Consider the following 23,276-nt stretch of genomic DNA (forward strand, 5'->3'; position numbering starts at 1 on the left):
TTCCTCGCAGGAGGACAACATGGAGGTGAGGCGCATCAGTCCCCGCCGGCGTGACCGGACCCGTAACCTGCTCGGGTCCCAAACCCTGGTCGACCGGTTCGTACTACCGAGTCTGCAGCGTTGCTTGATCCCGGAGGACAGCCGGTGAAACCTGCTCGCCGACGCGGTCGCCGATCACTGGCTTCGTGTATCGCTGCGGCGAGATCATTCTGGCTGCGCGCTGGTCTCTTCCCGGCCCTGTCGTCCCCATGAGCGGCTTCCTGCTTTCGGTTCATCGACCGACGTCATCTCTCCAGATAGTTCGGCGAACCCTATTCCACCTAGACGAAGGCGTGCATTGAGATCATCGTCGGCGGCGAACGGACTGCCCGGCTGTTCGCATCCACGCTGCCGACCTCGGCCGCAGAGAACTGGCTGAGGCCGCGCAACTCGGCGGCTCCCGTAGGAGACGACGGAGCACCCCCCGGTTTGGCCCCAGTGACCGAACCGGACGCGGAGGAGCGCAGATGACGGGCCTCGGATCGACGACGCGGACCTCCACGACCGACGCGCCGACGAAACTCCGCTCCGACATTGTGGCAGGGCTCACCGCCGCGGCCGTCGTCCTCCCCAAGGCGATGGCTTTTGCTACGGTGGCCGGGCTGCCGGTCGCGGTCGGCCTCTACACCGCCTTCGTTCCCACGCTCATCTATGGCCTGTTGGGCTCGTCCCGCGTCCTCAGCGTGAGTTCGACGACGACGCTGGCCATCCTGACAGCCGCCGAAATCGGCAGCGCGGTGCCGGATGGCGATCCGGCGCGGCTGGTTGCCACCACAGCGACGCTGACGGCCCTTGTCGGCGCGCTGCTGCTCGGAGCCCGGCTGGTGAAGCTTGGCTTCATCGCCAGCTTCATCTCCGTGCCGGTCCTGACCGGGTTCAAGGCCGGAATCGCCTGCGTGATCCTGCTGGATCAAGCTCCCAAGCTCCTGGGGCTCCATCCCGCGAAGCAATCGTTCTTCATCGATCTCGCGAGTCTCGTTCGCCACCTCCCCGAGACGTCGCTGCCGACCCTGGCTGTCGCAGGGGTGACGCTGGCCGTCCTCGTCGGCGCTGAGCGCCTCAGGCCCCATTCGCCGGTTCCGCTGGTCACGGTCGCTGCCGCCATTGCGGCCTCTTGGCTGCTCGGCCTCAACGCATGGGGAGTCGCGACGGTCGGGGAGATCCCGCGGGGCCTCCCCTCCGTGAGCATGCCCGACCTGACGCTTGTCCAGGCGCTCCTGCCGGGCGCCATGGGCATCGCCCTGATGAGCTTCACGGAGAGCATCGCCGCGGGCCGGGCCTTCGTGGCTTCGGGAGATCCGCCCATCGATGCCAATCGTGAACTGGTCGCCACGGGCGCGGCGAATTTGGGGGGAGCCTTGCTCGGGGCGATGCCGGCCGGCGGCGGGGCATCGCAGACCGGGGTCGTGCGGGCCGCCGGAGGCCGGACGCAGGCGGCCTCATTCGTGACGGCCGCGCTTGCCCTCGCGACGATGCTGCTTCTGTCGCCGGTCCTGGGCCTCCTGCCGCAGGCAACCCTCGCGGCGGTCGTGATCGTTTACTCGGCCAGCCTCATCCAGCCAGCGGAGTTCCGGGACATCTTCAAAGTGCGGCGGATGGAGTTCCACTGGGCAATCGTGGCGGGGATCGGGGTGCTCGTCTTCGGGACGCTTCAGGGTATCACCGTCGCCATCGTCCTCTCGCTGGTCGGCCTGGGCCTCCAAACGGCCCATCCCCGCATCTCTGTCATCGCCCGCAAGCACGGCGCAGATGTGCTGCGCCCCCTTTCGCCGGAGCATCCCGATGACGAGACGTTCGTCGGCCTCCTGATCCTGCGCCCGGAGGGGCGCCTGTACTTTGCCAACGCGCAGAACGTGGCAGACCGGATCCGGGCGCTCATTGCCGAGCACAAGCCGCGTATCGTCGCCCTCGACCTCAGCCGTGTGCCCGACATCGAGTATTCGGCGCTGCAGATGCTGCGGGATGGGGCACGGCGGACCAGCATGACGTTTTGGCTCGTAGGCCTCAACCCTGACGTCCTGAACATGGTGCGGCGCGCCGGTTTGGATCAGGAACTCGGACCGGACCGCCTGTTGTTCAACGCGCGAACCGCCATCGAGCGCTACAAGGCGCTCCTGGCGTCCTCAACGCCTGACTAGAAATGTCAGCGACCTCGCTGAGTCAGCTGGGATTGTCTCGCGTAGCGTGATCTGATTCCCAGTCGACGGCCGACGGCCGACGGGAGGGGCGAGGGCGTCGCCGTTGTCGTCGGATCGGCGCGGGCACCTCGTGAAGGCCACGGCAGCCGCCACCGGCATGGCGCGCCGCATGGCCGCCGCCGCCGAGTGGCCCGGCGTTCATGCGGTGGAATTAGTAGCCGCAGGTACAGCCCCCGTATCCGTAAGCGGGATAGCTTGAGCCATAGGCGGCGGGAGCGTAGCCACCATAGCCGGCATTGTCGTAGCCGTAGCCGTAGCCGCCGTAATAGTTACTGGCCGCAGCTCCGACGGCCGTGCCGACCGCAAGACCAGCGAGACCCGCACCGACGCCGTATCCGTAGCCCCGATAGCCGTACCCGCGGTAGCCGTAGCCACGCCCCCCGTAGAAGCCGCGCCCGCCGTAGAAACCGCCGCGGTAGCCACCGGCCACGCCGCGATAGCCGCCAACGCCGCCGCGCCAGCCGCCAGCGACGGCACCGCCACCGCGAAAACCGCCACCGCTGAAGCCACCGCCCCGGAATCCGCCGCCAAAGCCGCCGCCGCCGCGGAAACCGCCACCGCCGAAGCCGCCGCCTCGGAAGCCACCGCCGCCAAAGCCACCACGGGCCTCAGCGGTATCCGCGGCAATCAGCGCACCCATTCCGAGTGCTGCCAGCGACACCAAAGCAAATTTCTGCATCGCATCCTCCATGCTCACACCCACTGAGCGGTATTGGGTGTTTCGACGATCCTCGGATTGCTTGATTTTAGGATCGCGATCATCCGCAGGCGCCAGCCCGATCCTTGTTGGCAGCCGGCGGGCTCCGCGACGACGCAAGAGCGCATTCCGACGAGAAGGGAACCGGCTCGTCTAAAAACGGCGCCTCTCAACAGCAGTTTGGAGACGCCGACTGGATACGATCGGGGCGGATACGGCTCTAATAGGCGTAGTAGGCGGGCCGATATGGACCGGGCGAATACGGTCCATACGGACCGGATGCCGGCATGCTGGTGCCAACGACCGGGGCAACCGGATCGAAGGGTAAAAGAGCCGCGCTGGCGGACATGAAGCCTGCTAACGCGCGCAGGTCGTCGGGCTGTCGCGGATCGCGCGAAATGAATGCCGTCTCGCGCTTGAACCGCAGATTGCAGGCTGGCGACGGCAGGCCGCCGGCAGGGGTGCAGGCGTCGTGGCGCGCGCAGGCGGCATCCAGCGCATCGATCGGCGGCCGCGGCGCGTTATTGCCGAGCCCGCAATAGTTGCCGTGAATGAGGGCCGCTGGTTGGCCCCGGTCAATTGCCGACTGGGCAAGCGCGGGTGAGGCCAGGCACGCGGCAAGTATAAGAGGCGGTAAAATCCTAAGGGTCATGGCTTTTGACCTCGCGACATGAGGGTGCGGCCCGGGGCACGCCGAGATGCCGGTCCGTAGGAACGGCAGACCCCAGAATACGTCGCTCGGGTCGTATGACAGCCTCGATCGCGTTGCTTGATCCAAGAGGACATTGAGCGAAGTCTTTGCAAACGGATGCTGTGATTTCTCCGGCGTCGTGGAGCATGTGCAGCGAGCCACTGGTTGGCTCGGCTAATTCTGTCAGTTCCAAGCTTTGTGCTGCTGTTTATCTAGGGGGTGACGGAAAACCGCCAAATTATGATTGCGTGATCGAAACGGTTTCAAGTTGATGTATGATCTTCAGGGAAAATGGCCGTAAATCTGAGCAGCAACTGCACGCCGGCAGTTTGGACGCCATCGCGCTTGCCCACCACCTTGTGAGCACCGTGATTGTTAGGGATCTCCGTATCGCCAGGCTTCAACACAGGTGACAGGCTGTCGGTGACATAGGCCCGGAAGCGGTCGCCCTTCGTGGCCTCGTCGAAACAACGTGGGTGGCGTGGAGCCTGCTCGTATTCCGGGCGGTTGCCGTGGCCTTCACGACGGGCGCGTCGATCCGACGACAATGGTGGCGTGATTGAAGTTTGTGCCCGAGGGGAATGAAAATAACGCTCTCCCAAGGCAATTCGTATGAAATGATCATTGCAATGTTAAATAATACAAGCCTAAGTACGCAGGCTTGGCCTCGAATCAGGGGGGGCACATCACGTCTTCGTCCGAGAAATCAGGTTCAATTGCGCGCCAACGCCCGCCCGCGGTCGTTGGAGACATCGGATCGCACGAGAGGCCATCTCTCATTGGCTTGACTCGCCCCGGAGTCGCGAAGGCGGTCTACCTCACTCTCGTCGAACTGGGCGCCAATTTGGACGAACTGCTCGCCGAGGCGGGGCTTGATCCTCGGACCTTCGACGTCGGCAGGACCCCTGTCCCATACGCCTCGCTCGGTCGCCTGATCGCTCTGGGAGCCGACAGGACGGGTTGTCGCCATCTCGGGCTCCTTGTTGGACAGCGCGCGACATTAGCCTCGCTCGGGCTGCTTGGCCTGCTAATGCGCCACTCGGACACCATCGGCGGCGCTTTGCGGGCTCTTGAAGCGCATGCTGGTGTGCGAAACTGGGGCGCAGTCGTCGGACTCGATATCGACAGCGAGGTGGCCGTTCTCAGCTACTGTCCTTATGGCTCGGAAGCCGAGAGCACGGCCCTCCAATCAGAGAGGGCACTCGCCACAATTACGAACGTCGTTCGGGCGTTGGGTGGCTCCGATGCGGCTCTATTAGAAGTGCTGTTGCCGCGCTCCGCGCCACGCGACACAGCGCCCTACATCAGCTTCTTTCGGGCGCCCGTGCGGTATGACCAAGAAACGGCCGCGTTGGTGTTTCCAACTCTACTCCTTGAACGGCGCATCAAGGGGGCGGACCCGGCGGCCCGCGGGAGAGTTGAGGATCGCATCCGCAAGCTTGAGGCCGAACAGCCTTCCACGCTGAAGGACAAGCTTCGCGAGTACCTCCAAGCCCAGGTGATGCGGCAGCGCTGTAAGGCCGCGCACGTGGCGCGACTGCGGCTGGTCCCCCCCCGTACCCTGCGTCGTCGGCTGAAAGCCGAGGGCACGACGTTCAAGCAAATCGCTAACGAAGCGCAGTTCTCAGTCGCCAAGCAGCTCCTAGCCAATACCAGAATGAGCATGGCGCAGATCTCGGCGGCCTTGGATTTCTCCGAGCCCGCTGCCTTTAGCCATGCGTTCCGACGCTGGTCAGGCTTCGCGCCCAGTACATGGCGGCGGGAGCATCAGTCGAAGTGCCTTGGTCGAGAGCAGGACGAAAATTCCTACTCCGCACAGACACAGCAGCCGGTCCGATAGAGCTTACGCAGGAGGTGGTGATGCGAACGGCACGTCTCATGGGTGTCGCAGGACTCGGGCTAAGCCTTGCAGCCTCGGCTAGTGTGCCGGACGCGTTGGCAGCAGGACCCGGTTTGTCTGCCTATCAGGGCGCTTGGGTACTGGAAGGGCGCGACTGTGCGGATGTCTTTTCATCCGCGGGCAAAGGTGGGGCGTTCAAGAAGCCGATCGACATTTTCGCTCCGGCCTTCATCGTCTCGGGAAAGCGCCTGAAGACCCCCATGGCGACGTGCAGCATCAAGTCTGTTCGACCGACCGGGGACCGCCAGCTTCTCGTTCTCGACTGCGCGAACGCCGTGGCCGCCCAGGAGGTCAGGGTTTACATGATGCCTCAGCCGAACGGCCCCCTCAAACGCTATTACAATGAGCAAGACCCGGCGGGCACAGGCTACCAACGCTGCTCGAAATGAGACGCAGCAATGGAAAGCTAGTTTTATTGAGTTGATCCGCTTCCGGCGATTGAGATCGCAGATATCTCTTCCCCTGATCCGCGAAACTGTTGAGCTTGGTAGCCTCGAGGCGCAGCGGATCGTCGATTTCACGCCATCGACGATCGGTCTCATGCAAAAATTGCCGCGCGAGCTTCAATGCGAAGCTGCGTGGCACACAGATCAATGGTGATGTTCAAGAAATTTCCGTAAAAATTATGTCGTGTCCGAATAGTAACTAGCACATCATAGTAGTATCAGTCCGCGCTCGTTGCCCGGCTACTATCCACTTGCGGCAGAAGCCGCCGTCCGATCGGCCGCTCAGCGCCGATCGCTCACCCCACCATCCACACGCAATCTGAGTTTGTACAACGGCCAGGTTATGGCTGCCGACTGGGGCAGTCACGTTTTCACGAACGCGATGACCGTTTCGATCAAGAAGATCCATCGCGAATGCACTAAATTTCGCAAAGTTAACCTGAGTTATCCGAATCAGCTTGGCCCCCGAATAGGAGGAACTTGCTATGTTCTCTTGTGCCGCTTTGGCAACCGGATACCCCAGCCCACCTGAGAACCTGCTTCCTGTCGGCTTGGCGCACCTCAGGGTCGCTCAAGCAATCTACGCCGTCCTGGTTGAACTCGAAGCAGATCCCGACACCCTCATGGTCGAGGCAGGGCTCGATCCGAGGCTCTTCGAGTGTCATGGCAAGCTCGTCCCGTACAGCTCCCTCGGTCGCCTGATTGCCATAGCGGTTGAGCGCACCCGCTGCCCTCATTTGGGGCTCCTCATCGGGCAAAGGACCACCATCACCTCCCTCGGGCTTCTCGGCCTGCTGTTGGGCAACTCGGATACCATCGGCGATGCCTTGCGGGCTCTCGAAGCGTATTTGGGCATGCTGAATCGGGGTGCGGTGGTCGGCCTCGGCATCGACAACGACGTGGCCGTCCTCACCTACTGCCCGTATGAGCCGGGAGCCGAGGGTGCTGTCCACCATTCGGATCGGGCGCTGGCCACAGCGACAAACATCCTTCGGGCGCTGTGCGGGTCTGATTGGGCCCCGTTGGAAGTGTTGCTGCCGCGTTCTGCTCCGAGCAGCACGACGCCTTATAGCCAGTTCTTTCGAGCACCCGTCCGGTTCGATCAGGAGACGGCCGCCTTGGTCTTCCCGGCCAGCCTCCTCAAGCGGCGCATCGCCGGAGCCGATCCGGTCCTGCGCCGCAGAGTGGAGGATCGTATCCGCCGGCTTGAATCGGCACGACCCTCCACGCTGAAGGACGGGCTTCGTCAGCACCTGCGCGCCGAGGTGATCCGGAAGCGTTGCGACGTGATGAAGACGGCGCTTCGCCTGTCGCTCGGTCGCCGTACCCTGAGCCGCCGCTTGAGAGCCGAAGGGACAAGCTTCAAGCAGCTTGCTAATGAGGCGCAATTCCGGGTGGCCAAGCGCCTCTTGGCCGATACCAGAATGAGCATGACGGAGATCTCGGCCGTCCTGGACTTCTCGGAGCCCGCCGCCTTCACGCACGCCTTCCGACGCTGGGCAGGCATGACGCCCAGTTCATGGAGGCAGGGAAACCACTCCGAGACGAAGCGCGAGGAGCATCAATAAGATCCTCCCCTCCTCGGCAGAAGGCTCGGATAAGGCAGTGCGTTCGTGCCGGTGCCTGTGCCTGTGCGCTCATGATGCCGACGAGCGTGATAAGCGAGCAGGATCTGAGCGTAATCATCAGGCAAATCCCTCTCCTCCGACCATCCGCCGGGAGAATGGCGCCCAAAGCCTCGATCTGCCGATGATATAGAATGATGTAGGAGAGCTTTCCTTCATCTTAATGGACAAGATTTTGCCTCAGGCTGGTTGTTTCATGGTGAAGTCATGATTGAAAAGCCTGGCTTCGAAATTCGCATCACGACCACCGAGACGGGCAGCATCCTCCGCGCGCAGACCGAGCGCGAGGTGGCTACGAAAGCGGAATCCCTGATCCGCAGGGTACATGCGCGCGGCGAGTTGATCGGGTTCAGCATCATGGGGCCGAGCGCGACCGAGATCGGCCGAATCAAGGCCTATCTTGAGGATGTCCTGATCGAGGTTGCACAGCTCAGCATCTGACTCCTGCTGGCTTCTCTTAGAGTGCGCCGCATCGTGATTTGTGCCTGTCCTGTCAGATCAAGCGAGGCGCCCGGCCCGGTGCTAGCGTTCTCTGCACCAAAAGGTTGATGCTGTACGGACCCACTGCGTCGTCGCACGACCGAATCCGACTTGGCTCACCTCGACTTGGTGTCCTCCGGCTAGGAGACGACCTCATGAAAGCGCTCCTGATCTCATCGGCCGCCTTCGCGGCCCTGATCCTAACCGGTGTGGCGGCCGATGCGCGCGGCTTCCGCGGTGGTGGTGGCGGCTTCCGCGGCGGCGGCGGCTTCCACGGCGGTGGCTTCCGCGGCGGTGGCTTCCGCGGCGGTGGTGGTTTCCACGGTGGCGGTTTCCGCGGCGGAATTGGGCGGCCAGGCTGGGGGGCTGCAGGCCCGATTGCCGGACGCCCCGGTTGGGGGGCGGGACGTCCCATTGCCGGCCGGCCCGGTTGGGGAGCGGGACGTCCGATTGCCGGCCGGCCCGGTTGGGGTGGCGGTCGGGTCGGCCGGGGCTACGTTGTCCGTGGCGGCTATGGTTGGGGTGGCTATCGTCCCTATGGATACGGGCTTGCCGCGGCCGGGGTCGGTGCAGCCGCCGCCGCTGGCTACTACGGGTATCGGAGCGGCTACGGAGGCTGCGGGCCCTACGCCTACTACGATGCGTATGCCGGCGCCTGTGCCCCGTATTGAGGCGCCGCGCATCCGGTCTTTGGCGAAACGACGCGCTACCGCAGCCGGAAGCGTGCGGCATGCTGATGCCCAAGGCCTCCACCCGGAGCAAGCCCGCCGCTTCGCGCCAGAGTCGACCCAGCACCGAAGCGAGGCAGTCAAATGGACGCGATCCTCAAAGCTCGGCGGCAGCCCAAGCGCACGGCGCGGACATCCGAGCTGACCCTGATCGATGCCTATTGGCGGGCGGCAAACTACTTGTCGGTCGGTCAGATCTACCTCTACGACAACCCGCTACTGGTGGAACGGCTGACCAAGGAGCACATCAAGCCGCGTCTGCTCGGCCACTGGGGAACCACTCCGGGTTTGAATTTCATCTATGTTCACCTGAATCGTCTGATCAAAAAGCATGATCTTGGTGTTATCTATATTACAGGGCCGGGGCATGGCGGTCCTGCCTTGATCGCCAACGCATACCTCGAGGGGACTTACAGCGAAGTCTATCCGAACATCTCCGCCGATGCTGAGGGCATGAAGCGCCTCTTCAAGCAGTTCTCCTTCCCAGGCGGCATCCCGAGCCATGTGGCTCCCGAAACACCGGGCTCGATGCACGAAGGCGGAGAGCTGGGCTATTCCCTCTCGCACGCCTACGGCGCCGCGTTCGACAACCCCGACCTCATCGTCGCTTGCGTCGTCGGCGATGGCGAGGCCGAAACCGGGCCTCTTGCCACCAGCTGGCATTCGAACAAATTTCTCAACCCGGTGAGTGATGGGACGGTTCTGCCGATCCTCCACCTCAACGGCTACAAGATTGCGAACCCGACTGTACTGGCCAGAATTAGCCACGCGGAGCTTGAACATCTCTTCCGTGGGTACGGGTACACTCCCTACTTCGTGGAAGGACATGATCCGGCCGAGATGCACCAGCGCATGGCCTCCACCATGGATGCTGTCCTGCGAGACATTCGGCGGATCAAGTCGGATGCGCGCGACAAAGGTTTTACGGGCCGGCCGTTCTGGCCGATGATCGTTCTTCGGACGCCAAAAGGATGGACATGTCCGAAGGAAATCGATGGACGGCGCACAGAGGATTACTGGCGCTCGCACCAAGTGCCCATGGGCGAGATGCACGACAATCCGGCCCATGTGCGCATGCTCGAAGACTGGATGCAATCTTATCGGCCCGCCGAGCTCTTCGACGAAGGCGGCCGGCTTCGCTCCGAACTTGCCGAGCTTGCCCCGAAGGGCGACCGCCGCATGAGCGCCAATCCGCATACCAATGGAGGCACTCTGCTCCGCGACCTTCGGCTCCCGGATTTTCACGATTATGCAATACCGGTGACCGCCCCCGGTGCCGCCGTCGCCGAGTCCACACGCGTGATGGGACGCTTCCTTCGCGACGTCATGGACCTGAACGCCGAAGCGCGAAACTTCAGGCTCTTCAGTCCGGACGAGAATAACTCAAATCGCTGGCAGGACGCGCTCGAGGTGACCAACCGCGCCTGGGTGGCCGAGACGTATCCATGGGATGATCACCTCGCGCATGACGGCCGCGTGATGGAGATGCTGAGCGAGCATCAATGTCAGGGCTGGCTCGAAGGCTATCTGCTGACGGGTCGGCACGGCTTCTTCTCGTGCTACGAGGCCTTCATCCACATCATCGACTCGATGTTCAATCAGCACGCCAAGTGGTTGAAGGTCTGCAACCATATCCCGTGGCGGCGACCCATTGGGTCGTTGAACTACCTTCTCTCCAGCCACGTCTGGCGTCAGGATCACAATGGGTTCAGCCATCAGGATCCAGGCTTCATCGACCATGTCGTGAACAAGAAAGCCGAGGTCGTTCGTGTCTACTTGCCGCCGGATGCGAATTGTCTGCTTTCCGTAACCGATCACTGCTTGCGAAGCCGCAACTACGTCAACGTGATCGTCGCGGGTAAACAGCCGGCACCCCAGTGGCTCACGATGGATCAGGCGGTCAAGCACTGCACGGCCGGGCTTGGGATCTGGGAGTGGGCGAGCAACGACCGCGGCAGCGAGCCGGACGTCGTGATGGCGTGCTGCGGGGATGTGCCGACCCTTGAGACGCTCGCGGCCGTCGACCTCCTCCGCTGCCATGCGCCGGATCTCAAGGTGCGCGTCATCAACGTCGTGAACCTGATGAAGCTGCAGCCCGACACGGAGCATCCACACGGCCTGTCAGATCAGGATTTCGATGCCTTGTTCACGACGGACAAGCCGGTCGTCTTCGCCTTTCACGGGTATCCGTGGCTCATTCACCGGCTGATTTACCGACGTCACGGACACAGCAACTTCCATGTGCGTGGCTACAAAGAGGAAGGCACGACGAGCACGCCGTTCGACATGTGCGTGATGAACGACATGGATCGGTTCCATCTGGTCAGCGATGTCATCGACCGGGTGCCGGGCCTGGCCGCTCGGGCGGCCTACGCCAAGCAGGCGATCCGGGACAAGCTGATCGACCATCGCGCGTACATTCATCGGCACGGCGACGACATGCCGGAAGTATCCGGCTGGTCCTGGAGCCCGATGGCGACGACGCGCGGTCTCGGCTCGACGGAGAGTGACAATGTGTGAGGAGGGGCGCTTCGACTGGCGTCGTGCGTTTTGAGACCGGCTCTCCTCGCGGCGATCTTCGACGTTGACGGTGTGCTGGTGGACTCGCCGCACGAGCGCGCGTGGCGCGAGGCGCTGACAGGGTTCGCCGACCCGGCAGGTTTCACCACGTCGTTCTATCAAGCCAACGTCGCCGGCAAGCCGCGCCTCGAAGGCGCTCGGGAGGCTTTGGAGCGGCTTGGCGGACCTGAGGCTGCGGCCCGGACCGCAGAGTACGCGGACAGGAAGCAGGCTCTCATCGACCAGCTGATCGAGGCGGGTAGCTTCGAGGTGTTTCCAGACGCCCTTCGCTTCGCCTCCGCCCTGAAGTCGGCCGGGCTACGGTTGGCGCTGGCCTCCTCATCGAAAAACGCCGCCGCCATGCTGTCCCGGCTGAAGCTGCCGGATGGGCGCACGCTCCTGTCGCTGTTCGACGCCGACCTGAGTGGCCGTGACGTGCCGAGGGGCAAGCCGGATCCCGCGCTGTTCCTGCTCGCAGCCGAAGCTCTGGGTACGCCGCCGTCGCAGTGCGTCGTCATCGAAGACGCGCCTGCCGGCATCACGGCGGCGCGGGCGGGCGGGATGACCGCGCTCGGGATTGCCCGCCTCGGCGACGAAGCCCTGCTGCGCGAAGCGGGCGCCGATCTCGTCGTGACGAGCCTCGACCAGGTCGAGATCGCCGCCCTTGGCGCAGGCACGCTGCGCGCCCGAGCCGTCACGGAGCCCGTTGCAGATGCTTGAGGTGCTTCGACCGACACAGGAGCCCGGCTGGGTTCTCACGCACGAAGGCTACAGCGTGCTCACGGAGAGCGCGGTCGAATCCCGCTTTGCCCTCGGCAACGGCTTCCTCGGCATGCGTGCCGCGCGCTCGACGGGCCGAGGGCCGACCTGGGTGAGCTGGCTCGGCTACATCCGATGGGCCTCGTGGCCGCGCTGCTACGTCGCCGGGCTGTTCGACATGCCCAACACCGAGCCGCCTGTGCCGGCGCTCGTGCCCGTCGCCGACTGGTCGCGGATCCGCCTCATCCTCGATGGGGAGCCGCTGGTGGTGCGCGAAGGCGAGATTCTTCATGGCATGCGGCGGCTCGACATGCGGCGCGGCGTGCTTCTCTCCGAATGGACGCATCGGACACCGGCGCAGGTGACCGCGAAGGGCCATGAGCTGCGCCTCCTGTCGCTGGCGGACCGCTCGGTGGGACTACAGCTTCAGCAGATCGTGCTGGACCGCGACGACATCGACGTCCGCCTCGAAGCGAGCTTCGGGCTAGCCGGCGTCGGTATGGAGCCGGTGCGTCTCGAAAACGACCTCGGCGCGTGGCGCACCGAGGGGACCGGTAAGGTCGTCGCGATGGCGGGTGCCGCATCGTTGCATCTTGATGGCGCCTTGGCCGACCCCGAGCGCCCATTTCCGCTGCGTTGGATCTGGCGTTGGCGCTCGAAGGCTGGCCAGGTGGCGCAATTCGCCCGCCTCGTCGCCGTCGCTCGCGCCGAGCGATGGGAAGAGGATCCTGCGCCCCGCGCCGCGGCGACGCTCGCGCGCAGCACGTCGGTGGGCTGGCGCGCGATCCTCAAGGCTCATGAATCCGCCTGGGATGCACACTGGAGCGACAGCGGCATCGTCATCGACGGCGACGATGACCTGCAGCGCGCGCTGCGGTTTGCCGTGTACCACCTGACGAGCGCCGCGAACCCGAGCGACGACCGGGTTTCGATCGGTGCACGCGCGCTGACCGGCGATGCCTATTTCGGACACGTCTTCTGGGACACCGAGATCTATCTTCTGCCGTTCTACACCGCGGTCTGGCCGGAAGCGGCGCGCGCGCTGCTGATGTACCGGTTCCATACGCTGCCCGGAGCACGGGCCAAGGCGACGCTCGGCGGCTGGCGAGGCGCGCTCTATCCATGGGAATCGGCCGACACCGGCGAGGAGACCACGCCGGACTCGGTGCTGGGGCCTGACGGGAAGCCGATTGAGATCCTGACTGGCAAGATGGAGCACCACATCAGCGCCGACGTCGCCTATGCGGTGTGGCAGTACTGGCGTGCCACCGGCGACGACGATTTCTTCCGCGATGCGGGGGCGGAAATCCTCCTCGAGACGGCGCGTTTCTGGGCGTCCCGAGCCGTCGCCGAAGCGGATGGCCGACGCCACATCCGCCATGTGATCGGGCCGGACGAGTACCATGAGGATGTCGACGACAACGCCTTCACCAACGTGATGGCGCGGTGGAACATCGGCTGTGCCCTGGAGGCGCTCGAGCTGTTGCGCGAGGGTTGGCCGGACCGTGCCCAGGCGCTTCGAGACAAGCTCGCGCTCGACGACCAGGAACTCGATGACTGGCGGGACGCGGTCGCGCGGATCGTCACCGGCCTCGACCCCGCGACCGGACTGTACGAGCAGTTCGCCGGCTTCCACGGACTCAAGCAGCTGAACGTCGCGGACTATGTCGACCATGCACTGCCGATCGATGTGGTCATCGGCCGGGAGCAGACGCAAAGCTCGCAAGTGATCAAGCAAGCCGACGTCGTCGCGTTGATCGCCTTGTTGCCCCAAGAATTTCCCGGACAGGGAGCGGAGATCAATTTCCGCCATTACGAGCCACGCTGTGCGCATGGCAGCTCCTTGAGCGCCGCGATGCATGCCCGCGTGGCCGCGCGTCTGGGCGCCTCGGACACGGCTCTTCGATACATGCGCGAGACCGCGTCTCTCGACCTCGATCTCGATCCGAACAGCGCCGGCGGCGTTCGGATCGCCGGACTTGGCGGGTTGTGGCAGGCGGCGATCCTGGGCATCGCCGGCCTGAACTTAGCGGGCGACACGCTGGAGCTCGATCCCAAGCTGCCGCCTGAGTGGGATACCCTTTCGTTCAAAGTCTGGTGGAGGGGTCGATCCGTCGGGCTCAGCGTCAGCCGCCCTCTGCTGGAGGCCAGGCTGATGGACGGAGACGGGATGGACGTCACGGTCGCGGGCGTGACGCAGCACCTGACACCTGGATCGCCACTGCGGTTCGAGCTGTAGTCGAAGGCGTCTCGCGACGTGCCGGACGCCGATGGCACGCTCTACGGCGCCAGGCCACTCAGCCGCCGTAAGCCAACGAGGTCGCCGCGCTCGATTCGTATCCGACCTGATGGCATCGGGCCGGCGTCTCTAGACCTTCGTTTCAATACGCTTTCCTTCGCCGAACCGGCGTCCGCTTCGTCGGAAAGCGCGTCAGCGTCGAAAGGCCCCCCGGGCTTGGCTGCCAAGCCGAACCCTCACATGCTGCGATGTCTTCCGCAATAAAGGTGCAGGCCCCTACGCTACACCGGTAGACAGTCACCCAGAAAGAGAGAGAAGGCCGATGATCTGCACACTGAGTACTTTGACGATGGTCATTGAAGGGAAGATCATCGCGTAACATATATCCGGCCGGTCAGTTGGCGCGATGCGCAACGAATAGGCCAGAATGGCAGGGTTGCCGGTGGCACCGCAGGCCACACCGAGCAGGTCGTCGTACGGGATTTTGAGCAGGTAGAAGCCGACGAGCAATACGATCGCGACCGTGGTCAGCAGCACCGCCACGCCGATCAGCAGCATCAGCGGCCCGGTCTGCGCTACCGTGGTGACGAAAGCCTGGCCGGAATTGATTCCGACCGTCGCCAGAAACAGCGTCAGACCGAAATTCCGCAGCACGATATTGGCGGGCAGTGGCATGACCCAACTGAGCGGCCCGGTGCGCCGAAGCCTGCCGAGAATCAGCGCCACGATGAGGGGGCCACCGCCGATGCCGAGCGTGACGGTGCCCACGCCCGGTACCGGGATCGGCAAGAGGCCGAGAAGGACGCCGAGCACCATGCCGAGGCCGACGGAGACATAGCTGAATTCCGCGGCTGATTTCAGGGTATCACCAAAATGCGCCCGCGCGGCAACCACCTGCTCGGATGCCACAATGACGCCGACCCGGTCGCCCAACTCCAGCATCAAGTCCGGCGAGGGCATGAGGTCCACGTCATAGCGTCGGACATGCAGAATGCGGATCGATACATCCGGCGGCATGGGCAGGTCGGCCAATCTCACGCTGGTCAGGGCCGACTTCGAGACGAAGAAGCGCTGGTAGGTGATATCGCTTCGATCCTTGGCAAGTCTGCCCTGGTCGATGTGTCCGAGCGCCGTGGCGACCTCGTCCAACGCCGCGGCGCGATCGGCCGCAATCAGAAGCGCGTCACCGGCATGCAGTTCGAGGTCTGGATCCGGCAGCCGGTTATGGTGCTCCTGCCGCACGCCGGCAATCTGCACGCCAGCCGGAAGCGTCGCCATGACGGCGCCGAGCGTCGCGCCAGAGGACGGCAGGCGTTCGAGTGTCACTTCGCCGAGGTGGAAGCGCGAGGGCTTCGGCGGAAAGACCGGCTTCGCCCGGCGCGTCATGAAATAGAGGCAGAGGATCGGGCCGATCACGCCGAACGGATACGAGACCGAGTAGCCGACGGAGGGGTCCCGGTTCCCAATCGTGTCGAGTGCGGCTTGCAGCGCAGCGGTGCTGACCATTGAACCGGCGAAAATGCCGAGGGTATGGCCGAGTTTCACATCGAAAATAGCGCCGAGGCCGAGCGCCACCAGCAGGCTGGCGACGACTGCGACGGTCGCGAGCACGTTATAGATACGCCCAGGCCCCGACAGACCCTCGAAGAATTGGCGCCCGTAGAGAATCCCGATCGCGTAGAGGAACATGATCAGCCCGACCAAACCGAGCGGACCGGTGATTTGGGCCTTCGGGGCGAGGGCACCGATCAGCAAGCCGACGAAGAGCACGGCCGCCACGCCGAGGGAAAAGTTCAGAATACTGATTTGCCCCACCGCATAACCGAGGCCGATGGCGAGGAAGAGTGCGAGGATCGGCTGCGTCCCGACCAGCTCGCTGACTGAGGCCATCATGGAAGGACTCCCACTTCAGTGCGCGCCTCGCTGATACCGAGGATCCCAGTATTGTCCCGCACCTGTCATTTGCTCGACGGGTCGGCGCCGACCCATCGCTCGATGAGACGGCCCGTTGATCATGATCGGTTCAAGGCCTTGTCAGGCCGACTCATTCGGCTTTTAAGCGTCCGGCCGCCCCTGACCGGTCGGGCGCGTGATCACCGGCTCCGCGGAGGAAAGAACGAGATCCTCGCCAACATGCGAGAACTCCAGCCGCTCTCCGCTGAGAAGAGTGTAGATGACAGAGTTAGGATCAACCTCGATCTGAAACCTCTGCCCTCTTACGGTCAGGACAAGACTCAGGTGGGACCACTCCTTCGGGAGGACGGGATTGAACGAAATGCAGCCCTTGCTGTCGCGAAGTCCTGCGAAGCCGTAGACGAGGGCAAGCCACGTGCCGCCGATTGCGGCGACGTGAGCGCCGTTCATCATATTCCCGCCGATATCCGACATATCCATTGCCGCGGCGAAATTGAAATATTCGATTGCTTTATGCGGCAGACCGATTTCATTTGCTACGACACTTTGAATGCAAACCGATAAAGATGAATCGTGTGTCGTAAGCGGATCGTAGTATTCGAAGTTTCGTCTTTTCTCTTCGTGGGTGAAGTGCTCATTGAGCAAAAACATGGCCATCACAGTATCAGCCTGCTTGATGACCTGTGATCTGTAGAGGTTTAAGGGGTGGTAGTACAGTAGGAGTGGATATTTGTTTTCTGGAGTTGCCGCAAAATCCCATTTCTCGAGATCCAGAAAATCATCATCCTGAGGATGGATCTTCAAACGCTCGTCATAGGGCAGGTACATCCTTTCGGATGCGTCCTCCCAATCGGCCAGTTCGGAACTGTCCAAACCAGTGCGTTGGGCCAACGCATGGAAGCGATCGGGGTGCATGCGCTTGAGATCGCGAACCACTTGCGCGGCGTAGCGCAAGTTTTCTCGTGCCATCAGGTTCGTGAAACAGTTATTGTTCACGATCGCAGTATATTCATCCGGCCCAGTCACGCCGTTGATACAAAATTTTCCTCCTTTCGACTCGGAGAAGAAGCCAAGATCGAACCACAGACGGGCAGTCTCCGTTAGAATTTCTGCGCCATAGCTCCAGAGGAATTCGTCGTCGCCGGTAACGTTCACATACTTTTGCAGGGCGTACGCGATATCAGCATTGATGTGATACTGAGCCGTTCCCGCAGCATAATATGCCGACGCTTCGTCGCCGTTGATGGTTCGCCAGGGAAAAGTCGCCCCACGGTGACCCAATTCGCGCGCCCGCGCCCGCGCCTTGTCCAGCATGTCGTAGCGAAATTTTAGAACACTACGTGCGATCGCCGGATTCGTATAAATCAGGAATGGCAGCACGTATATTTCCGTGTCCCAGAAATAGTGCCCCTCATAGGTTCTTCCGGTCAGGCCTCTGGCGCCGATTCCGTGCCCCTCCGATCGCTCCGAAGCCTGCAGAAGCTGAAAGAGGTTCCAGCGGATCGTCTGCTGAGTTCTCGGATTATCGCACTCAACCGCAACATCGGCTCGCGCCCAAAATCGTTCGACATCGCTCCTTTGGCGCTCGACGATTTCCTGAAATCCACTCTTGAGCGCGCGGTCCAGGGTTAGGGCCGTTTGGAATAAGATCCGCGCCGGAGCAGAATTGTCTGAATAATGATAGCTCATATATTTATAAATCACGATCGGCTTGTTTCGCGAAAGTTTGCAGCGGATCGTTACGGCCGCGAAATCGTCGCTGCAAACCTGCTCTGTGAAATATGAGCTCTCCGAGGAGACCGCGTGGTCCATCCCGCAGCCGAGGTGAAACCCGGAGCTCTCAGTCCGGTAACTCAACATGGCGCGCATCCCCTCGGCTTGAAATCCCGTGGGGTGCAGGACACGCCCGGCAAGGCTCGCCGCGAGGCGGGGGTCCGCGATGTCGGCCGTCGATGACGGAGCGTTTTCGAGTTCCGAGGAGATCGCGATCTCGACGTCGGCATCTTCTGCCGTGAGGACGAACGCGATGGCAGCGAGGTGCCGATGCGCGAGTGAGACAAGACGCACCGTCCGCATATGCAGGCGCGTGCCCGCCGGCGAAGCCCAGCGAACATCTCTGTTCAGCGTGCCGGCTCGCAGATCGAGGCTCCGCCTATACGACAGGATCTCGGCTTGCGGAACGACGAACGGCTCGTCTTCGACGAAGAGCTTCAGGGCCGTACCGCTCGGGCAGTTCAAGATGCTCTGGCCCACGGTTGGGAAGCCGTAGGCATGCTCACCGTAGGAAATCGGGCGGTGTTCGTAGAATCCGCTCAGATAGGTGCCGGCCTCTTGAGCCGGAGTACCTTCCTCGACTGAACCGCGGATGCCCAGATACCCGTTGGACAGGGCAAACATCGTCTCGGCTTGGCCCGTCAATTCTTGCGCTAGACGTGCGTCGTATTGGACGGCCTCAAATGCCCAGGGGTTTGGCGGAAAAATATCTTCGGGTGGAACATAGCGCGGGCGCAGCATCGGTCATCCTTGCAAGCGTCTCGGAGCTGCAACTTCGTTTGTGAGAGGGTGACCCGCCTCGAGTTCAGAGATGCTCTTGAGCGTCGTGCCGAGGATCGTCTCGAGCGCTTCCTGGGTGAAAAACGCTTGGTGTCCCGTGACGATGACATTGGGGAACGAGATGAGGCGTTGGATGACGTCGTCCGGGATCACAGTGCTCGACAGATCTCTGTAGAACAGCTCTGCCTCTTGCTCGTAGACGTCGATGGCCAGCCCGCCCAACCGGCCGGACTTGAGTGCATCGATCGCCGCGTCGGTATCGATCAAGCCGCCGCGGCTCGTATTGATCAGAAGTGCGCCCTTCTTCACGCGCCCAAGCGTTCGCGCATCGACGATGTGATAGGTTTCGGGCGTCAAGGGGCAATGCATGGAGATGACGTCCGCCTCTTCGACGCCCGCAGCGTCGACATAGCGTCCGCCAATTCTTTCGAATTCGGGCGACCGATGCACGTCGAACCCGATCACCCGGCATCCGAAGCCAGCCATGATCCGTCCGAAGATGGTCCCGATCTTTCCGGTGCCGATCACTGCCACGGTACGATCGACAAGGTCGAACCCCATGAGGCCATCGAGTCTGAAGTTCCCCTCGCGCGTCCGATTGTAGGCACGGTGGACCTTGCGATTGAGCGCCAGCAGCAATCCGACTGCAAATTCGGCCACGGAGTTCGGAGAATAGTTGACGACGCGCACGACTCGGATTCCGAATTCCTCCGCGGCCTCCAAGTCGATGTGGTTGAAGCCCGTGCATCGCGTTGCGACCAGCTTCGTTCCCCCCTGGGCGAGCTGCCTCAAAACATCGCGGTTGACGCTATCATTGACGAAGACGCTGACTGCGGTGAACCCAGCTGCCAGTGAGGCCGTCCCTGGTTCGAGCAAGGCATCGAAATACGTGAGGTCATGCTCCTGGCCGACGTTCAGATCATCGAGAAGCGCGCGCTCGTAGTTTTTCGCACTGAACACTGCAACTCGCATGCTTATGCCTCCTTTTGCATGTTCCGGTGCCAAAACGAATTGGTAAATCCGTTTTCAGACTTCCAATTAATTCGGAGAGATCGTGTTCCTATAGTTGTCCGCGCAGTCTCCTGCACCACCAGTCAGGATCCGGAGGCTGCCCGTCGGCGTGCAAAGTGATGAAATTCGCAAATCGAATGGAGATTTGTAACAAATATCTGTTGGACTGGTTGCCTAGCGCTACTGCCACAGCCTCAGCGAGGCCGGAGCCTCCGCGGCACGGTCAACGGCAGGAAACGGATTGTCTCCTTTTGCAGTCTCATTTTATGGTGTGCAAAATTCTACGCTTGATCAGTCGGGACATTTGACCAGGACTGTGCCATCTCGCCCTGGCTCAGCAAAACGGTCCGCGCCCGGCGCAAGGTTTCGGCACTCTGAACCGTGAAGGAGGGCGGATGCCATGCCTCGCAGGCTCTTCACGACTGCGCCGATCGACTTTGCCCTACAGCAGGCTTCAAAACCGTGCGACGGTGGTCGGGGTCTGCTGGGAGATGGTCTGACCGAGGTTACACAGCTCAGTATCTGACCGCTGCCGTCCGAAGGGCTTAATTGGACCGCTGCGGAGGCGACGGGTTCAGGGCCCGGTCCCGCTCTACCCGCGCTTCCGTCGGCGACCGGCCCGTCCAGCGCCGGAAGGCGTGGGTGAAGGCGGTGGCCTCCCGGAACCCCAGCAACCAAGCGATGCGCGAGATCGAAAGACGCGTGTCCCGAAGGTAGCGCAGGGCAAGGTCCCGCCGCATCTCTTCCAACACGCTCTCGAAGCTGAGCCCCTCTTCGGTCAAGCGGCGGGACAGGGTTCGCTGGCTTGTGCCCAGTGCCCGTGCAATCTCGGAGATGCGCGGCCGACCATGCGGCAGGAGCGGCATCACCGCGTTCTCCACCCGCGTACGCAGGCTCTCCGCCAAGCGGACACGGTGGGCGAGCGCTTCTTCGCTGTACCCGAGCAGGAGATCGTGCAGGTAGGGGTCGGCGCCGGTCAGGACCGCGTTCCCCGCGGCAGAGGGAAATTGAACCTCGTCCGCCAGGGCATCGAACGCAATGGCGCAGCCGAGGAAGGCCTCGATCTCGCGGGCTCCCGCGTGGCGTGGATGGCACAGGGTCAGGTGGATTGGCGATAGTCGCAGGCTGGTCAATTGCTGGGCGACCCGGACGAGACCCGTCATCCAGAACTCGACCTGATGCCGCGCAGCGTGCCGAGCTAGCCCGACATAAGAGACGCGGACCTCACCGCTCTGGCTGTAGATCGGGGCGATACCCTCGTTCGTGATCGCGGCGTAGCGCTCCGCCCGACAGAGCGCGTCACGCAGCGTTGGGGCGGAGGCCATCACGTAATAAAGCAGCCCAATCTCACCGAGCTCGAAGCTTTGGCCGAGATGAAAACCGAAGAGGTCGTCCTCGAGCGCCTCGGCCAGCAGACCGACGAGCGCGGCTTGGTTTGTCGCACCGATGCGAGCGTGCCGGTTCTTGATCTGGTGGTCGCTCAGACCGGCCTTGGACAGGCACGGCTGGACATCAATCCCTGACGCAGCCGCGCGAGCCACCGCGAGCCGGGCCAGCGCGCCCGTGGCGCTCGGGGGCATGGACGGCGCCGCCGCGCGCGAACGCACCTCCTGCTTCGTCGCGGTGAGGTTGGCTGTGAATGGCATGAGGTACCAGCACTTTGGCCGAAGATAGCAGGACGAGCCGCAGATGTCCCTGATACGGATGCGGCTGGTCCAAGAGCAGTCTCCGCCAGTCTCCTGACCTCGTCGGCCCCAGCTTGGGCGCGAAACACGTCCAATCCAGCAGGACGAGATCTATCCGCCTTCATGCGACAGAATCGATGATGCCCGCTGTTTGCCTGCGAGACCCCTGGTCTACCCGCGCCTTCGATCCGCAGCGCTTATTGGTCCAGGCCTACACCCGGCTGATCCTGCTGCCCGCGCGGGCGGACGGCTCCAAGATGGCCGTGATCGCCCGGTTCGGCACCCGAGAGATCTGCTTGATCGAGACACTGGCAGCCGACGCGCCGCCTGAGAGTGTGGCGCTCCGGGTCGAACTCTACGATCGGGCACGCGGTCACGCCGTCGAGAGCATGGCCTGCAACGATCTGGAGGAGGCAGAGGCCGCGACGACCGAACTCATGAAGGATGCACGAGAGGCGGTCTTTGGATGTTCACCGCCAAGCTCGGGCTAGCCCTGCGCGGACGCAGCAGGGCGCTAGAGCGCTTTCCGACGAAGTGGGTTCCGGTTCGTCGAAAGAAAGCGCGGCACAACAAACGGATAGAGGCGTGATCCGACCCAACGTGGTCGGGCACGGCTCGAGACCATCGTTCTGCAAGCCATCCCGCCTCACGTGGGCAGCCCGAATGAGGCTGGACTGCGGGCTTAACGGACGGCCGGCCCGTCGCTGTCCTGGTTCGGTTGTCCGGCCGACTTCACGACACCGCGCTCACGGGCTCCCGGTCCATGGAAGCCGGCTTCGGGCCATGCGGGCCCGACGGACAGCGGTGGTTCAATACGCTGGTCGCGGCCGAGGGATGGCGGCGTGCCGGCCTTGTCGAAAAGGGATGGGAACCTGCATGGTCACCGACGACAGCTGCGGTCTGGAAGCCGTCACGGCAAGCATCATCATCGCCTACGTGCGCAACAATCGTCTTCCCGGAGCCATCCTGCCGGACCTAATCAGGACCGTGCACCAAACGCTCCTTTCGCTGGGTACGACGACGGCACCGCCCGCTCCGGAGAGTGCAAGGCCAACGCCGGCCGAGGTCCGCAAGTCGATTACGCCGGACGCGCTGATCAGCTTCATCGACGGCAGACCCTACAAGACGCTCAAGCGGCATCTGACCAGCCGCGGCCTCGACGCGTACAGCTACCGCGCGCGGTTCGGCCTGCCAGCCGATTACCCGATGGTGGCCGCATCCTATAGCCGAGACCGTTCAGAGATTGCCAAGGCGCTAGGGTTGGGCATTCCGGACCGTGCCAAGGCAGCGACCGAGCAGCCTCGCTCCGGCCTGTAAGCGCTGGCGCGCGTCAAAGCGCGTCGCGGCGTCCCTGTCGGCGCGTGGGCGAACCATTCCGCCGAGGCTGTCGCACCCTGAGATCCACACCAGTCCAGCGAGTGTGTCTCACACATCGGACGGTTCATCTTGCGAAGCCCCATCGTGCGGCGGTTCATGCTGACCGAGAAGAAGATCGGGTTCCAGCAAACGACGGTCCGACGATCCAGAGAGGGTTTGCCTTGTGCGAGGCGATGTGACGACAGCCTCGGTGGGTTGCAGACGTTTCTGGGCTCGTCATGATCCGTTGAATGGACAATGCAGCCACGCCCCCCTTTCCGCACCTAATCAGCCTGTCCTGCCAGGACGTCGAACGGCGCGAGGAAGCGGAAGCAACGTTCTCCGTCGTGCTGGCATGAAGAGCTGGGCGGCAGTCGCCGTGGCCAGACGCGCGCT

At 63.0% G+C, this 23,276-nt stretch carries 18 protein-coding genes; 11 read left to right on the forward strand and 7 right to left on the reverse strand.

The window, feature by feature from the left end; genetic code table 11:
- Nucleotides 1-506 precede the first annotated feature (506 nt).
- The gene (locus M2437_RS02615; protein WP_253389287.1) at nt 507-2,177 is read left to right on the forward strand and encodes a SulP family inorganic anion transporter; all 1,671 of its coding nucleotides are present in this window, start codon (nt 507-509) and stop codon (nt 2,175-2,177) included.
- 211 nt (nt 2,178-2,388) lie between these two features.
- On the opposite strand, the gene M2437_RS02620 is transcribed toward M2437_RS02615, so the two are convergent.
- The 3 genes from M2437_RS02620 to M2437_RS02630 form a co-directional block, all read right to left on the reverse strand.
- Nucleotides 2,389-2,928, reverse strand: coding sequence for a hypothetical protein (locus M2437_RS02620; RefSeq protein WP_277570199.1), 540 nt, complete (start codon nt 2,926-2,928; stop codon nt 2,389-2,391).
- 226 nt (nt 2,929-3,154) lie between these two features.
- Complete coding sequence (locus tag M2437_RS02625; protein ID WP_015950079.1) at nt 3,155-3,586, reverse strand: phospholipase A2 family protein; 432 nt, start codon at nt 3,584-3,586, stop codon at nt 3,155-3,157.
- Between the two features lie 302 nt (nt 3,587-3,888).
- Entirely contained in the window at nt 3,889-4,227 is a 339-nt protein-coding gene (locus M2437_RS02630; RefSeq protein WP_253389289.1) for a hypothetical protein, read from the reverse strand.
- 149 nt (nt 4,228-4,376) lie between these two features.
- Between M2437_RS02630 and M2437_RS02635 the strand changes: the two genes are divergently transcribed.
- The 8 genes from M2437_RS02635 to M2437_RS02670 all read left to right on the forward strand — a co-directional run bounded on the left by M2437_RS02635 (nt 4,377) and on the right by M2437_RS02670 (nt 14,361).
- Entirely contained in the window at nt 4,377-5,465 is a 1,089-nt protein-coding gene (locus M2437_RS02635; RefSeq protein ID WP_253389686.1) for an AraC family transcriptional regulator, read from the forward strand.
- A 20-nt stretch (nt 5,466-5,485) separates the two neighbouring features.
- On the forward strand, nt 5,486-5,914 hold the full coding sequence (locus tag M2437_RS02640) for a hypothetical protein (protein WP_253389290.1): 429 nt from the start codon (nt 5,486-5,488) through the stop codon (nt 5,912-5,914).
- A 542-nt stretch (nt 5,915-6,456) separates the two neighbouring features.
- Nucleotides 6,457-7,539 (forward strand): AraC family transcriptional regulator, encoded by a 1,083-nt coding sequence (locus tag M2437_RS02645; RefSeq protein ID WP_253389291.1) that lies wholly within the window; start codon nt 6,457-6,459, stop codon nt 7,537-7,539.
- 264 nt (nt 7,540-7,803) lie between these two features.
- On the forward strand, nt 7,804-8,037 hold the full coding sequence (locus M2437_RS02650; RefSeq protein ID WP_015950075.1) for a hypothetical protein: 234 nt from the start codon (nt 7,804-7,806) through the stop codon (nt 8,035-8,037).
- Between the two features lie 194 nt (nt 8,038-8,231).
- The gene (locus M2437_RS02655; RefSeq protein WP_253389292.1) at nt 8,232-8,747 is read left to right on the forward strand and encodes a hypothetical protein; all 516 of its coding nucleotides are present in this window, start codon (nt 8,232-8,234) and stop codon (nt 8,745-8,747) included.
- A gap of 141 nt (nt 8,748-8,888) precedes the next feature.
- Nucleotides 8,889-11,324 carry a phosphoketolase family protein gene (locus tag M2437_RS02660; protein WP_253389293.1) on the forward strand — a complete coding sequence of 812 codons (2,436 nt, stop codon included), beginning with the start codon at nt 8,889-8,891 and terminating at the stop codon, nt 11,322-11,324.
- A 30-nt stretch (nt 11,325-11,354) separates the two neighbouring features.
- The gene (locus M2437_RS02665) at nt 11,355-12,083 is read left to right on the forward strand and encodes an HAD family hydrolase (RefSeq protein WP_253389294.1); all 729 of its coding nucleotides are present in this window, start codon (nt 11,355-11,357) and stop codon (nt 12,081-12,083) included.
- Nucleotides 12,076-14,361, forward strand: coding sequence for a glycoside hydrolase family 65 protein (locus M2437_RS02670; RefSeq protein ID WP_253389295.1), 2,286 nt, complete (start codon nt 12,076-12,078; stop codon nt 14,359-14,361). Before M2437_RS02665 ends, M2437_RS02670 begins: the two co-directional genes overlap by 8 nt.
- A 297-nt stretch (nt 14,362-14,658) precedes the next feature.
- Here the strand turns inward: M2437_RS02670 and M2437_RS02675 are convergent, their stop codons facing one another.
- The 4 genes from M2437_RS02675 to M2437_RS02690 form a co-directional block, all read right to left on the reverse strand.
- Nucleotides 14,659-16,254 carry an aspartate:alanine exchanger family transporter gene (locus M2437_RS02675; protein WP_056502821.1) on the reverse strand — a complete coding sequence of 532 codons (1,596 nt, stop codon included), beginning with the start codon at nt 16,252-16,254 and terminating at the stop codon, nt 14,659-14,661.
- Between the two features lie 162 nt (nt 16,255-16,416).
- Nucleotides 16,417-18,789 (reverse strand): glycoside hydrolase family 65 protein, encoded by a 2,373-nt coding sequence (locus M2437_RS02680; RefSeq protein ID WP_253389296.1) that lies wholly within the window; start codon nt 18,787-18,789, stop codon nt 16,417-16,419.
- Between the two features lie 3 nt (nt 18,790-18,792).
- Entirely contained in the window at nt 18,793-19,800 is a 1,008-nt protein-coding gene (locus M2437_RS02685; RefSeq protein ID WP_015950068.1) for a 2-hydroxyacid dehydrogenase, read from the reverse strand.
- Between the two features lie 584 nt (nt 19,801-20,384).
- Nucleotides 20,385-21,446, reverse strand: coding sequence for an AraC family transcriptional regulator (locus M2437_RS02690; RefSeq protein WP_253389297.1), 1,062 nt, complete (start codon nt 21,444-21,446; stop codon nt 20,385-20,387).
- 215 nt (nt 21,447-21,661) lie between these two features.
- On the opposite strand from M2437_RS02690, the gene M2437_RS02695 reads away from it, so the two are divergent.
- Nucleotides 21,662-22,015, forward strand: coding sequence for a hypothetical protein (locus tag M2437_RS02695; RefSeq protein ID WP_253389298.1), 354 nt, complete (start codon nt 21,662-21,664; stop codon nt 22,013-22,015).
- A gap of 385 nt (nt 22,016-22,400) precedes the next feature.
- Nucleotides 22,401-22,841 carry a Ros/MucR family transcriptional regulator gene (locus M2437_RS02700; protein ID WP_253389299.1) on the forward strand — a complete coding sequence of 147 codons (441 nt, stop codon included), beginning with the start codon at nt 22,401-22,403 and terminating at the stop codon, nt 22,839-22,841.
- The last annotated feature ends 435 nt before the right edge of the window (nt 22,842-23,276 follow it).

Origin of the sequence: Methylorubrum pseudosasae (assembly GCF_029504475.1) — a bacterium.
Lineage (GTDB): Bacteria > Pseudomonadota > Alphaproteobacteria > Rhizobiales > Beijerinckiaceae > Methylobacterium > Methylobacterium extorquens.

Excerpts from the sequence above, each read along its gene's own strand:
- M2437_RS02685 (WP_015950068.1), bottom strand. The coding sequence starts at position 19,800 with ATGCGAGTTGCAGTGTTCAGTGCGAAAAACTACGAGCGCGCGCTTCTC.
- M2437_RS02695 (WP_253389298.1), top strand. The coding sequence starts at position 21,662 with ATGATGCCCGCTGTTTGCCTGCGAGACCCCTGGTCTACCCGCGCCTTC.
- M2437_RS02670 (WP_253389295.1), top strand. The coding sequence starts at position 12,076 with ATGCTTGAGGTGCTTCGACCGACACAGGAGCCCGGCTGGGTTCTCACG.
- M2437_RS02675 (WP_056502821.1), bottom strand. The coding sequence starts at position 16,254 with ATGATGGCCTCAGTCAGCGAGCTGGTCGGGACGCAGCCGATCCTCGCA.
- M2437_RS02700 (WP_253389299.1), top strand. The coding sequence starts at position 22,401 with ATGGTCACCGACGACAGCTGCGGTCTGGAAGCCGTCACGGCAAGCATC.
- M2437_RS02645 (WP_253389291.1), top strand. The coding sequence starts at position 6,457 with ATGTTCTCTTGTGCCGCTTTGGCAACCGGATACCCCAGCCCACCTGAG.
- M2437_RS02640 (WP_253389290.1), top strand. The coding sequence starts at position 5,486 with ATGCGAACGGCACGTCTCATGGGTGTCGCAGGACTCGGGCTAAGCCTT.
- M2437_RS02680 (WP_253389296.1), bottom strand. The coding sequence starts at position 18,789 with ATGCTGCGCCCGCGCTATGTTCCACCCGAAGATATTTTTCCGCCAAAC.
- M2437_RS02655 (WP_253389292.1), top strand. The coding sequence starts at position 8,232 with ATGAAAGCGCTCCTGATCTCATCGGCCGCCTTCGCGGCCCTGATCCTA.
- M2437_RS02660 (WP_253389293.1), top strand. The coding sequence starts at position 8,889 with ATGGACGCGATCCTCAAAGCTCGGCGGCAGCCCAAGCGCACGGCGCGG.
- M2437_RS02625 (WP_015950079.1), bottom strand. The coding sequence starts at position 3,586 with ATGACCCTTAGGATTTTACCGCCTCTTATACTTGCCGCGTGCCTGGCC.
- M2437_RS02615 (WP_253389287.1), top strand. The coding sequence starts at position 507 with ATGACGGGCCTCGGATCGACGACGCGGACCTCCACGACCGACGCGCCG.
- M2437_RS02620 (WP_277570199.1), bottom strand. The coding sequence starts at position 2,928 with ATGGAGGATGCGATGCAGAAATTTGCTTTGGTGTCGCTGGCAGCACTC.
- M2437_RS02650 (WP_015950075.1), top strand. The coding sequence starts at position 7,804 with ATGATTGAAAAGCCTGGCTTCGAAATTCGCATCACGACCACCGAGACG.